Source organism: Lysinibacillus sp. FSL R7-0073 (genome assembly GCF_038009065.1).
In the GTDB taxonomy this organism is placed as follows: Bacteria; Bacillota; Bacilli; order Bacillales_A; family Planococcaceae; genus Lysinibacillus; species Lysinibacillus fusiformis.
The window spans coordinates 2,325,636-2,337,746 of sequence record NZ_JBBPAS010000001.1 but is presented as its reverse complement, the minus strand read 5'-3'; the positions used below and the strand labels follow the sequence as shown (position 1 = coordinate 2,337,746).

At 37.9% G+C, this 12,111-nt stretch carries 13 protein-coding genes; 5 read left to right on the top strand and 8 right to left on the bottom strand.

The annotated features are described in order from the left end of the window. Positions 1-12: 12 nt before the first annotated feature. The 4 genes from proS to MKY88_RS11535 all read right to left on the bottom strand — a co-directional run bounded on the left by proS (position 13) and on the right by MKY88_RS11535 (position 4,418). On the bottom strand, positions 13-1,449 hold the full coding sequence (gene proS, locus MKY88_RS11550; protein WP_328200848.1) for a proline--tRNA ligase: 1,437 nt from the start codon (positions 1,447-1,449) through the stop codon (positions 13-15). A 333-nt stretch (positions 1,450-1,782) separates the two neighbouring features. Continuing rightward, positions 1,783-3,498: a putative bifunctional diguanylate cyclase/phosphodiesterase gene (locus MKY88_RS11545; RefSeq protein WP_340813667.1), complete on the bottom strand. Its 1,716-nt coding sequence runs from the start codon at positions 3,496-3,498 to the stop codon at positions 1,783-1,785. 393 nt (positions 3,499-3,891) lie between these two features. Further along, positions 3,892-4,062, bottom strand: a complete 171-nt coding sequence (locus MKY88_RS11540; RefSeq protein ID WP_012294474.1) for a hypothetical protein — start codon at positions 4,060-4,062, stop codon at positions 3,892-3,894. Between the two features lie 206 nt (positions 4,063-4,268). Continuing rightward, positions 4,269-4,418 (bottom strand): hypothetical protein, encoded by a 150-nt coding sequence (locus tag MKY88_RS11535; RefSeq protein WP_004230023.1) that lies wholly within the window; start codon positions 4,416-4,418, stop codon positions 4,269-4,271. A 202-nt stretch (positions 4,419-4,620) separates the two neighbouring features. Here MKY88_RS11535 and MKY88_RS11530 point away from each other — a divergent pair, with 202 nt between their 5' ends. Together MKY88_RS11530 and MKY88_RS11525 are read left to right on the top strand one after the other, a co-directional pair. Continuing rightward, a complete protein-coding gene (locus MKY88_RS11530; protein ID WP_340813666.1) occupies positions 4,621-4,839 on the top strand; it encodes a hypothetical protein in 219 nt (72 codons plus the stop codon). A 21-nt stretch (positions 4,840-4,860) separates the two neighbouring features. Further along, on the top strand, positions 4,861-5,265 hold the full coding sequence (locus MKY88_RS11525) for a hypothetical protein (protein ID WP_328200851.1): 405 nt from the start codon (positions 4,861-4,863) through the stop codon (positions 5,263-5,265). 55 nt (positions 5,266-5,320) lie between these two features. Here the strand turns inward: MKY88_RS11525 and MKY88_RS11520 are convergent, their stop codons facing one another. The 3 genes from MKY88_RS11520 to MKY88_RS11510 all read right to left on the bottom strand — a co-directional run bounded on the left by MKY88_RS11520 (position 5,321) and on the right by MKY88_RS11510 (position 7,593). Continuing rightward, positions 5,321-5,836 (bottom strand): DinB family protein, encoded by a 516-nt coding sequence (locus MKY88_RS11520; RefSeq protein ID WP_328200852.1) that lies wholly within the window; start codon positions 5,834-5,836, stop codon positions 5,321-5,323. 52 nt (positions 5,837-5,888) lie between these two features. Continuing rightward, entirely contained in the window at positions 5,889-6,851 is a 963-nt protein-coding gene (locus MKY88_RS11515; RefSeq protein WP_328200853.1) for a tyrosine recombinase XerC, read from the bottom strand. A 328-nt stretch (positions 6,852-7,179) separates the two neighbouring features. Next, positions 7,180-7,593, bottom strand: a complete 414-nt coding sequence (locus MKY88_RS11510; protein WP_193831949.1) for a hypothetical protein — start codon at positions 7,591-7,593, stop codon at positions 7,180-7,182. Positions 7,594-7,668: 75 nt separating this feature from the next. Between MKY88_RS11510 and MKY88_RS11505 the strand changes: the two genes are divergently transcribed. The 3 genes from MKY88_RS11505 to MKY88_RS11495 all read left to right on the top strand — a co-directional run bounded on the left by MKY88_RS11505 (position 7,669) and on the right by MKY88_RS11495 (position 10,994). Then, positions 7,669-9,159 carry a circularly permuted type 2 ATP-grasp protein gene (locus MKY88_RS11505; protein WP_328200855.1) on the top strand — a complete coding sequence of 497 codons (1,491 nt, stop codon included), beginning with the start codon at positions 7,669-7,671 and terminating at the stop codon, positions 9,157-9,159. Beyond that, a complete protein-coding gene (locus MKY88_RS11500; protein WP_193831947.1) occupies positions 9,113-10,078 on the top strand; it encodes an alpha-E domain-containing protein in 966 nt (321 codons plus the stop codon). The genes MKY88_RS11505 and MKY88_RS11500 overlap by 47 nt, the downstream gene beginning before the upstream one ends. A 61-nt stretch (positions 10,079-10,139) precedes the next feature. Next, complete coding sequence (locus tag MKY88_RS11495) at positions 10,140-10,994, top strand: transglutaminase family protein (protein ID WP_008177642.1); 855 nt, start codon at positions 10,140-10,142, stop codon at positions 10,992-10,994. A 51-nt stretch (positions 10,995-11,045) separates the two neighbouring features. Here MKY88_RS11495 and MKY88_RS11490 read toward each other — a convergent pair whose 3' ends face one another. Further along, positions 11,046-11,921 (bottom strand): tyrosine-type recombinase/integrase, encoded by an 876-nt coding sequence (locus MKY88_RS11490; RefSeq protein WP_340813664.1) that lies wholly within the window; start codon positions 11,919-11,921, stop codon positions 11,046-11,048. Positions 11,922-12,111: the final 190 nt, after the last annotated feature.

Below are 12,111 nucleotides of genomic sequence, written 5' to 3'. Positions count from 1 at the left end.
ATGTACGTACTATTAATATGCTTGGGCAAACCAAACGGTATGTTTTGCTTCATTCCCACAGCAAATACAAGTCGTTTTTGTTGTTGGTGGATTGAATGGAATATTGCGAGTCGTGTATTTCGTTTCTTCCTTCACTTTTTCCTCGCACACATCTTCCCCACACCATCCAGCAAGTACCCAGCCTGGAATAGTCCCGTTTTCCTTAGCTGTTTCAATGTGCTGCTGTAATTGTGGCAATGTATCAATCGTTGAATGAGCATTTGCCTCTCGGAATTGACGAGCTTTCTCTAGTAATCGTGTTTGCATCGTCGTTAATTCTTTCTCAATGGCTGTCACAACTGCTGATAATTCAATCGTCTGTTTTTCATCCTCATCACGTGCTTTCAGTAAAGCTTGCTTGTTTTCAAGATCACGTGGGCCTAATTCAAGACGAACAGGCACTCCTTTTAGCTCCCATTCGTTAAACTTAAAGCCAGGCGATTGATCTGAATCATCAAGTCGTACCCGAATCCCCTTCGCTTTTAATGTCGCAAAAATTTCATCCAGCTGCTCCATAATTTGAGGATTCTTTTTCCATGGTCCTACTGGAATTAAAACCACTTGGGTTGGAGCAATTCGTGGAGGTAAAACAAGTCCTTGCTCATCCCCGTGTACCATAATGACAGAACCAATTAAACGTGTAGATGTCCCCCAAGATGTTGTGTGTACATATTCGTGCTGGTTCGCTTTATTTAAATATTTTATGTTAAAGGCTTCTGCAAATTTTGTTCCTAAATAATGAGACGTACCAGCTTGCACAGCCTTCCCATTTTTCATCATTGCCTCAATCGAATACGTATCGACAGCTCCTGCAAAACGTTCAGATGGCGTTTTTTGTCCATCATAGACTGGAATCGCTAGAACTTGTTCCACCACTTCTTTATAAATGTCTAGCATTTGCATCGTTTCTTTACGTGCATCTTCCTCATCAACATGGGCCGTATGCCCTTCCTGCCAAAGGAATTCTGAGGTACGAATGAAAGGTAATGTTTTCTTTTCCCATCGGAAGACATTTGCCCATTGATTAATGAGAACAGGTAGGTCACGGTAGCTTTTAATCCAATTTGAATAAAGGTGGCCAATCATTGTTTCAGATGTCGGACGAAGTGCTAAGCGTTCTTCTAATTTTTCACCCGCTGCTTCAGTCACCCAAGGAAGCTCAGGTGAGAACCCTTCAATATGATCCTTTTCCTTTTGGAAGAATGATTCTGGGATTAACATAGGAAAATACGCATTTCGATGGCCTGTGTCTTTAAAACGACGGTCCATTTCCTCCTGTATATGCTCCCAAATTTCGTAGCCATCTGGTTTAAAGGCGATACAGCCACGAACTGGCGTATAATCCATTAAATCTGCTTTTTGAATGGTTTCGATATACCATTTTGAAAAATCCTCTAGTTGTTTTGACATTGTGCTTACCTCCATTTTTTGTAAGTATTTATTTGATGAATTAAAAAAGCACAAAGCTGTCCTTGTATAAAGGACGTCTTTGTGCTGGATCGACGTGGTACCACCTTGAATTTAGCTTTAAGCCAAGCTTAAAACCCTCTAGCGTTTAGTAACGAAAACGACTCGGTTATGTTTTTCATAACTTCTCCGTGGTAGGTGTTCAGTAAAGAAGCGGTGATATAGCTCTCAGCAGGTGCTATATTTTCTGTTTCACTATTCTTACTTACTTGGCCACATCATCAAATTGTAATTTATATTATCTCTCACTTTAGCAAAATTATTCATGAATAGCAATTAATAACTGGAACTATTAGTGAACGACTGTACGATTATATTTGTAAAATCCTCTACAGAAAGTGGCTTACTAAAATAATAGCCTTGAACATACTCACAGCCATGCTCACGAAGTACGTTTAATTCAGCCTCTTCCTCCACACCTTCAGCAACTACTTGTAGGTTGAGCGCATGAGCTAAAGAAATCATTGCAGAAATCATCGCGATACCAGATTTTTCAGGAACGATATCACGAACGAAAGCACGATCAATTTTAAGTACATCCACAGGGAATTTTTTTAAGTAGTTTAGAGATGAATAGCCTGTCCCGAAATCATCTAATGAAATCGTAATCCCAAGCGCGCGCAATTGATTAATCGTATTAATTAAATCTTCTGTATAATCAAGCATGCTCATTTCAGTAATTTCAATTTCTAATAAATGTGGGTCAATGCCTGTTCCAACAATGACTTCCTTCACCATTTCTACAAAGCCTGATGTACTTATATGAATCGGTGAAATATTAACAGCTACACGTAATCTGAGATTATATGATTCATTCCAAAGTTTAGCCTGTGCACAGGCTTTACCTAGCACCCATACACCAATATCATTAATGAGTCCACATTCTTCAGCAAATGGAATAAATCGATCCGGCGGAATATGCCCCAATTCGGGATCATACCAGCGCAATAATGCCTCCATACCAATAATTGTATCAGTTTTTAAATCAATTTTAGGCTGGTAATGTAATTCTAAAAGATCCTTTTTTAATGCTTGATGTAATTTTGTTTCTAGTAAAAGCCATTTATCATTCGCTTCATCCATATTGGCACGGTAGAGGCGATATTGATTTCCTCGCGTAGATTTAGCAGCATACATCGCAATATCAGCATTTTTCAGTAACTCTTCTACAGTGTTTGCGTGATCCGGGAAAATACTAATGCCTATACTAATACTTGCATAAAATTCATAGTTATCTACTACAAAGCTTTCATTAAAGACACTCATAATTTCCTTGGCCATTTCCTCTATACGATTCACATCATTTAAAATCATGACAAATTCATCACTATTGTGGCGATAGAAAGAATTAGAGGTATAATCAATATTCCTTAAACGATTCGACATTTCCACTAAAAACATATCACCGATAATATGACCAAGCCCATCGTTAATGTGTTTAAAACGATTCACATCAATGAAAAATAACGCAAACTTTTCTCCTGTACGTCGAGATTGATGGAATTCATTTTCTAAACGCTGTTCTAATTTACGACGATTTGGTAGCCCTGTTAATTCATCGTGATAGGCTATGTGGGTAATTTTTTTAATATCCTTTTGCGCTGTAATATCGACGCGGATTGCGATATACTGATAAGGCTTTCCCCGATCATCAAGGAATGGGAAAATAGTTGTCTTCACCCAATATAAACTGCCATCTTTCGCACGATTGCAAACCTCGCCATTCCACATTTCACCATTACCGATTGTTCTCCACATCTCTCTAAAGAAAGATTTAGGATGATAGCCTGAGTTCAGTAAACGGTGATCTTGGCCTACTAATTCTTCACGCGTATACTTCGAAATTTTACAAAAATGATCATTAACAAAAGTAATTTTTCCGGTACGATCTGTAATTGCCACAATAATGGAACTATTCATAGCGGAAAAAATATCTTGCAATTCTTTAAGACTGTAGTTCATTTGATTACTACTAGGCGTGATATTCATCATTTTCATTCTCCATTCATTAAAATATGAAGGGTTTGGTACTTTTGCTTTATTTTACAGCGAGGTATAAAGTTGTGGTATATCGCCCTTTTTTCTGTAATTATATTATAGTCTTAGAAAAGCAGTTAATTCAACCCAAATATGAAATCATTCAAAGCAAGGTTGGAATATTTTTTGATATAAAATACAAATATTAGTTATTATTAACATACAAAATTGTCTAATTTTAAGGTTTTTGAATACTTTTGTACTATTGATAGTACTTTCTTTAGGCTATTTCTCCATTAAATACAACATACTAATAACTTATAAATTTATCAGATTGTAAAAGTGCTCAGACAAAATGCCTTACTGTCACTCATAAGCAGCAGTAAGGCATTTTAATAGCTAAAATAGCTAGGAGACCTCATATTCTATTGATCCTCCTGATGTTTTAGCATGCTCATTATAAGCATTTAACTGCTCTTGCGATAAATTTAAAATATAATAGTGAAAATTGATGGGCTCTAATCCATGCTCCTCACATATATGTCGATAAAATTCATAGCCTTCACGATAATCAGTCATCTTTATTTCTTCCTTTCACTTGAACTACTTTTCCTTGTACTTATAACTGTATTTTTATTTTGATAATATTTTTCCATCTCTACTTTATAAATCAACGAATTTTCCGAAATCTTTTTTTAGAAAGATGAAAGCCCAGTCCATTATAATTAGTATGGCTGGGCTTTTCATAAAATATTCGCGTCGGCTTCCGTCATCACCATATCCTTTTAAATCCCTAATTGTTTCGCTTGCATATTATAAGCAGAAAGTTGTTGCTGTGATAACTGTAATACATAATAGCGGAATGAAATTGGTTCTAATCCATAACGCTCACACATTTCACAATAAAATTCATACCCATCTCGATACTTTGACATTAAAAACTCCTCCTTAGTTGAATCTGTTTTATAACAGTTGTTTTTATTTTTATTTAATATATAACAGATTATGATGGACGTCAAGTGCTTATGACAGAAAAAATCATCCCAAGCTTGCATCGCTTTGCTAGCGTTTAGGAACTCCTAAAATAGGGCGTTTTTTAGGTATTCAATGGTAAAATATAAACTTTAGAACGAGGGAATGAAGAAAATCATAGCAGGGATCATTTTAATAGTAGGTTTCGGAATAATAGCCAATATTCCTGCATTCGTAGTGTCTGTATCAAAGCCAGAAGTGGAGGTTAGGCCATTCAAAGTTGTTGTCAATAGTGCATGTATAAAGCTGGATGTACATCCACTAATGGACTGTCATCATTTTTTCGTTCCGATTCGTGCCCTTGCATCACTTGGATTTTCTTAAAGTTTTAATGCTAAGACTAAAATGACAACCGTGGAAAGCAAAAATGGTGATTACTTAAAAATCACTGCAAATAGCCATACTGCCTCTAAAAATGGGCAAGTCGTGCAAATGGAGGTACCTGCGCAAAACCGCAAGTATTCCTCTATGTTTACATTTGTAGAACTTAAAAATGGGCAAGCCATTGCCATTGGACAGCTTTTCCATGAACGAAGAGTACTATCTATAGCCGCAGGGAATATTTCACCGGATATGAGTTTAGATACAGATCCCATCATGGAACCCTATAACCATGGAAAGGTACTTTTTACAGAGTATGAGGACGGTACAACTAAAGCCATTTATGCTGATATAAATGGACATTTTATAGAAAAGAAAATGAAGATGAGCGTTTATTCAAACCTTATCCAAAAGCTTCCTGATCAATGATAAATCGCAAAAACAACCCATCTATCTGTTTAATAGATAGATGGGTTGTTTCAAATTAATTTGGAGCCTGTTGCCAGCTATTTTTTATTTCCTGAATTTGCTGAATATGACGTTGTTCATGAAGATAAATTTGCTCAATCCATTGATCGAGTGGACATTCACCAAGAGCTGGATGCTTCACAGTGCGCTTTGCTAAAGCATCAGTGTCCTCAATCGTTTCTAAAAATCCGAGAAATTCCGCTCTTGTTGTTGCTAGCGATTCCACCATTTTTTGAACATGAAATGGTTCTTCCGAAGGCTCCACTATGCTTGGCGCTTGGAATTTTCGTGTACGGTTTAACAGCAGTTGCATATCTTTTCGTTTAGGAGACGACTGCTCTTGTGATTTTAAGCCCCATGCAACAGCCTTCTTTGTTGCTTCCTCTACTAAAATCAGATGATGGCAGATTTGTGCTATACTCCAATTTTGTGCATCCGGCTTGTCATTAAATTCGGTATCACTTAAATGGTTAATCTCCTGAAGTAATTGCTCTCTTGTGGCATCAAATTGATCCTTTGCAAATAAAATCATACACTACCCCCTTAATCGTTATACCTTTATATTCGACAGAGATGGATGTAAATCATCTTTTATGCACCATATTAAATGGATTGTTTTCTAAAACCTGCTGTAGCTGCTCATCCTCGATATGTGTATAAATTTGAGTGGTTGCTACACTTGAATGCCCTAAGATGTGTTGTAAGCTTCGAATATCAGCACCGGCCTTATACATCATCGTTGCAGAAGTATGGCGCAGCTTATGTGGTGTAAGTCGCTCTTTTTGGAGGCCTGATTGCTGATTAATACGTTTTACGATTTTAGCAACAGTTTGCCGCGTAAAACGTGTTCCCTTCTGTGAGACAAAAAGAGGCTCATCTCCGTTTCCCTTATATGGTGTTTTCCCACTATTTTCATAGTCTGCAAGTGCCTGCATGCAGCTATCATTCAAATAAACAGTACGCTCCTTATTGCCCTTCCCAACGACGGTTAAATAGCGTCCTTGTATAGATGTAATATTAAGCTGGCATAGCTCTGTCACACGAATTCCTAAGTTTAAGAAAAACATCATCATACAGTAATTTCTTGGTGATGCCTGATTGGCAGGTATGCCATCTATAAATTGTGTAGCTTCTTGAAAATTCATATAGATGGGTCTTTTCCGACCAATTTTTGGTGTTTCTAATTCCTCTGCTGGGTTTTCCTCAATGAGTCGCCGTTTACCTTTTAAGTATTTGAAAAAGGATTTTAATGTCGCTACCTTCCGTGCTCTTGAAGCTGCAGAATTTCCGCGCTGTACCTCACAATACTCCATAAAGTAATAAAGGTCCTCCAATGTAATATCTCGAATTTCATCTATTGTAATGGTGGCAATATTAATGGCTGCTAAATTATCTATATCCAGTTCCTCCTGGACAGCTGTATGGAAACGGAAAAATAAAGTCAAATCATATTCGTATTCTTTTCTTGTGCGCTGGGACTTTCCTTTGATGGTCGTTAAATAAACAAGAAAGTCCTTCATGATTTTTGGTTGTTTTGATTTTTGCAACTCAATCACCTCTATTTGCTCTATTTTACCATAAAAAACGTTCCCAAATATAAATTTGGGAACGTTATTGAAAAAACAAGCTACTTTTTTACGTTTTAGAAACATTCGTTCGATATACATGCGAATAAAAAAGATCCTCTTTTATATAGAGGATCTTCTAACTAAATTGTGACAGTTATTGGTTTTTAGGTATAAAGTTGATGTTCGATGAATATTAAAATCTAGTATACTTCTATTGCTTTGTGAGGCGACTCGAAAAATAGAAAGGTGGGTAACTACCTATGTCGATTCGTCTCATAACGCGCATGGTATTATTTGGATAAAACAACTATTTTACAAAAACCGAGTACTTCTGATCGGCTTGTTTTGTAAGTGACCAGTTCGTCGATAACATTTGCTGTAATTTTGTGACCGTTTCCTCATCACACATCAAATGTTGGATACCAGTTTCTAACAGTTGGTAATCTACTCCTTCTTCAAGGTTAAAGCGCAGGTGCAATAAACGTTGGATGCCAGGCAAAGTTACATACTTGATTCGATAATGGCCATGTAACGCATCTAAGAACTCTTGTTCGTCATCCTGAAAAAGTGCCATTGTTTCACTAAATTCATAGTTTGGTACTTGTTCCTGCCAAGCTGATACATCCCCTGCCCGTAAAGCAAGTAAGATCTCCTCGTCTGAATAATTTAATTTAGATAGTTTATCAAGTTCATAAGCTTGCATTAGATTAATGATTGTCATGAATGTTAGCTCCTTTTATGTATTTACTCACAGTGTACCATGTTTTTATAACTACTCAAATTCGGAGGGATCCATATGATGAATTTATATGATTCTAGTCTGTTTTTCGATGAAATGTTTGATGGCAATCAACCGAAGCCCCATTATCGATCTTTTCATCATAAGCTATCCATTTTTTCTCAGGAGCAACTCGAAGAGAAATATCGTCAAGCCCAAGCAAGCTTTCTCAGACAAGGCATTACTTTTACTGTCTATGGTGCACAAGATGGAACCGAAAGGACAATGCCCTTTGATTGCGTCCCTATCATTATTCCTCAAACACAGTGGGCGATTATTGAGGCAGGTGTCAAACAACGTGTAGAAGCACTGAATTTATTTTTACAAGATGTGTATGATGAACAAAAAATCATCCGTGATGGCTATATTCCTAGACAGCTGGTAGAAAAGAATCCATATTTCTCGCCTATCATGAAGGGACTTAAGGTGCCAATTGCTAATCATATATTTTTAGCAGGTATTGATTTAATACGAGATGAAAAAGGTGAATATTTCGTGCTGGAAGACAATTTACGCAATCCTTCTGGCATTTCTTATGTTTTTGAAAACCGTGACGTCATGAAGGAAGTGTATCCAGAATTTTTTTCAAAACATACTATTTTATCTCTTGATAAGCAGATGGCTAACATGAAAAAAACATTGCTTGCCCATCGCCCACCTACTATGGATGAAGAGCGAGAACCAAAAGCTGTGCTACTAACAGCAGGAATGTACAACTCAGCCTATTATGATCACGTATTTTTAGCTCAGCATTTAACGATTCAACTGGTGGAAGGCCGTGATTTAGTCGTAAAGGATTTGAAGGTTTATATGAAAACCATCTACGGTTTACAGCAAATCGATATTATTTATCGCCGTATCGATGATGCTTTTTTAGATCCGGTTGCATTCCGTGAGGACTCCTTATTGGGCGTCCCTCATTTAATGGCAGTTTACCAAGCAGGCAATGTGGCCATTTTAAATGCTGTTGGTAATGGTGTGGCAGATGATAAAGCGATGTATGCCTATGTCCCTCAAATGATTCGCTATTACCTACAGGAAGAGCCGATATTACCGAATGTGAAAACCTATCATTTAGAAGATGAGCAACAGCGAGCATGGGTACTGGAGCATATTCAGGAGCTAGTCGTTAAAAATGTGAGTGCATCTGGGGGCTATGATATGCTGATTGGTCCCCATGCAGATGAGGAAGAAATCGCTTTGTTTAAGGACAAAATTATGATGCATCCATGCCAATATATTGCCCAGCCAACTATTAAATTGTCTAGAGCACCATCCTTTCAAAATGGGCGATTCTATCCTTGCCATGTGGATTTACGTGTGTATGCCATGAAGGGTGAGGATTGTTATGTGTTGCCAGGTGGATTATCAAGAGTGGCCTTACAAGAAGGTTCCCTTGTGGTCAATTCATCGCAGGGTGGTGGTGCTAAGGACACATGGATCTTAAAGGAGGAGTTGCAGCATGCTGAGTCGAGTAGCCGACGCGTTATACTGGATGGCACGGTATAGTGAACGCACGCAAACCAATACACATATATTACAGGTACAGCTGTTGAATATGTTGGAGCAATCTGGGCAAGAACATGATTATATTGATCATTGGGAGGCTGTATTAAATATTTGTGCCTCAAAGGAGGAGTATTTAGCCAATTATACAGCTATACGTGTTAATCCATTAATTGATTATCTTCTGTTTTCTGAGAAAAACGGCAACTCTCTCCTTGCTACATTACGCGCCATTCGAGAGAATGCTCGAGTTACGAGAGATCGTATACCTGCGGAGCTTTGGGAAATACAAAATGCCTTTTATTTAACTAAGCAACAGGACATACTAACAACGGATCGGCCTATCCCATTAATTGATCTTCAAGCTTTTTTACAGGAAGTACGGAAGACCTTGTGGATGGTGACTGGATTAATTGAGAGCACGATGGATCGGGATCTCCCCTTTTATTTCATGCAGATTGGGAAATGGCTGGAAAGAGCAGAAAAAACAATGCGGATGACGTTCATTATTCTCGAACAACAGAAAATAACTGGCCAATCTCTTCATGAGATGGATGGTACGTTTCTATTGGACCTTGCTGCCGCAAAAGAATCATTTTTGCAGAAGCACCGCCAAACCAATCTCTTAACCGTCATTCAATATTTATTGCAGGATGAACATTTTCCTTGCTCGGTCATGTTTTGTCTGAAAAAATTAGAAGAAGCTCTCAAATCCATCGAGCATGATCCTTTGTCGTCAAGATGTTTGACGCTTCATTCGACCATCAAAAGCTTTGTCCTAGGAATCGATCATCTTGATTTTTGGTCAATGAGCGTTGAGGAAGCCATCACAATAATGGAGGAAAGATTGAGTCAATGGATTGCCTTTAGCGAAACATTCTCGACAATCTATCATTTATATGAACCCAGCATACAACCTTGAAAGGAATCCATCACAGCTCCCTTTCAACAGGCAAGTCAGTAAGCAGAAGGAAGCGGACACGATGAAATTTGAAATTCAACATACAAATATTTTTCAGTATGAGTCTGAAGTCGATCAAAGCTTAAATACGATTCGTTTAAAGCCGCGGAGTGATGAGCGTCAACGGCTGTTATCCTATCGAATTGCGATTACTCCATCCTCTCTTACCCGTGAGCATACGGATATTTGGGGAAATACAGTAGGTTCATTTTATATTCCTGAGCAGCATCAAGTACTAGAAATTCATACATCGTCGATCGTCAGTATCCAGCGTGCGCCATTTATTCATCGCATTCAATATTCGCCCGAAATGCAAACTATTTTTCACTCACAGCTATTTTATGAACATTATCTTCCCTATTTAAAAACAACTCATTTTACGTATATGACCGAGCAACAGCTGGAGGAAGTTTTTCATGCAATTGGCCATGCTGAAAATCCTGTGCTCTTTTCGCTTAATTTAATGCAATACTTATACTCTAGCTTTGAATATGATCCTTCAGCAACAGATGTGGGTACAACAGCCAGTGAGGCATTTGCCCTAAAACGAGGAGTATGCCAGGATTTCACCCATGTTATGCTAGGTGTATTGCGCTCTAAAGGAATTCCAGCACGTTATGTTAGTGGTTATTTATATGTCGATGAAAATTCAGCTCTCGTCGGCGATATTGCAACACATGCTTGGGTAGAAGTTATGATACCTGGTATTGGCTGGATTGGTTTAGATCCTACAAATAATGTGGAAGTATTAGAAAACCATATTATTTTATGTATTGGTCGAGATTATAGTGATATAAGCCCTGTTGAAGGGGTTTATTCAGGAGGCAAGCATGATTTAACCGTAAAAGTAAGTGTCAAAGCATTGAATCATTTATAATAAATAATGACATGTGCAGGAATGGCGCCATACGCGATTGCTGCACATTTTTTATTCAAAGCGCTGTTGTCTTTCTGTTAGTACCCATTTGCGAACATAGCCCATTTCTTGCTGAATATGTTCCAGTGTTTTCTCTTCCTGAAACGCCCTTTGCATAACGGTATAACGCAAATCGGTGGCTCTGACGTTTTTTCCAATATCTTTAGACATCGTTTGAAAAATACGTTCCACTGTCTTCGTCGTAATCGGCTTTGTCATGCTTGCCTCACTTACCCACACCCATTCCTCTACCTCTTTGTCATGCATGGCTTCTGTTTCTTCCTTATAATGTGCTAGCATGTCCATAAGTATAGGCGAACACTTTACCTCACGGCGCCCGTTCTGATTGGCAATAAAAAGAGTTGATTTTTCCTTTTGGAAATGCGACCATTTCATCCGTACAAGCTCTGCCGGCTTACAACCAGTTTCCATCAAAACCTGAACAATACAACCATTCCGTCTCGCCAGCCATGCATGCTCTGCTGTTTTTGCATATCGAAAATAAGTTGGCCAAACATTAGCCATTTGCTCTATTTGCTTATTTGTGAGTACTTGTAACGCCTCTTTTTGCCTTTTTTTCGGCTTTAAAATATGTTGATAATCAAAGGGCTCCATCCATTCTCGTAAGAAAATAAAGTCTACAAAGCCACGCATTGTTGCTATTTTATGATTAAATGTATTGATATTGCTATAGGTTTCCTTTAAATAGTGACAATAAATTAGTAATAACTCTTGAAATTGGTGATCTACATACAAGTAATTTTTTTCATGGGCGAAGGATAAAAAATGCTGCCCGTCCATATTGTACTGCTTCATCGTTGCTGCACTTTTCTTTAATGACTGCAGCAGCAAAATATATCTGTTCCACGCATCCTTGAGTGTGATCATGAGTTCCCTCCTTGTTAGCTGAGCGGTAGTTATTTTCATTTTACTATATATTGGGTGCGTATGTTCTTGTTTTTATGTAATATTGTAGTGTCGGATAATCTGTATTCAAAGGTCCATACCCGCTTCCATCATTCAAATGCTTCTTGCATAATTAAGAAACAAATGTTCGACTATTAGTTTCTCACAACTT

Coding starts and splice junctions, on each gene's coding strand:
- proS (WP_328200848.1), bottom strand. CDS start 1,449: ATGTCAAAACAACTAGAGGATTTTTCAAAATGGTATATCGAAACCATT.
- MKY88_RS11545 (WP_340813667.1), bottom strand. CDS start 3,498: ATGATGAATATCACGCCTAGTAGTAATCAAATGAACTACAGTCTTAAA.
- MKY88_RS11540 (WP_012294474.1), bottom strand. CDS start 4,062: ATGACTGATTATCGTGAAGGCTATGAATTTTATCGACATATATGTGAG.
- MKY88_RS11535 (WP_004230023.1), bottom strand. CDS start 4,418: ATGTCAAAGTATCGAGATGGGTATGAATTTTATTGTGAAATGTGTGAG.
- MKY88_RS11530 (WP_340813666.1), top strand. CDS start 4,621: ATGAAGAAAATCATAGCAGGGATCATTTTAATAGTAGGTTTCGGAATA.
- MKY88_RS11525 (WP_328200851.1), top strand. CDS start 4,861: ATGACAACCGTGGAAAGCAAAAATGGTGATTACTTAAAAATCACTGCA.
- MKY88_RS11520 (WP_328200852.1), bottom strand. CDS start 5,836: ATGATTTTATTTGCAAAGGATCAATTTGATGCCACAAGAGAGCAATTA.
- MKY88_RS11510 (WP_193831949.1), bottom strand. CDS start 7,593: ATGACAATCATTAATCTAATGCAAGCTTATGAACTTGATAAACTATCT.
- MKY88_RS11505 (WP_328200855.1), top strand. CDS start 7,669: ATGATGAATTTATATGATTCTAGTCTGTTTTTCGATGAAATGTTTGAT.
- MKY88_RS11500 (WP_193831947.1), top strand. CDS start 9,113: ATGCTGAGTCGAGTAGCCGACGCGTTATACTGGATGGCACGGTATAGT.
- MKY88_RS11495 (WP_008177642.1), top strand. CDS start 10,140: ATGAAATTTGAAATTCAACATACAAATATTTTTCAGTATGAGTCTGAA.
- MKY88_RS11490 (WP_340813664.1), bottom strand. CDS start 11,921: ATGATCACACTCAAGGATGCGTGGAACAGATATATTTTGCTGCTGCAG.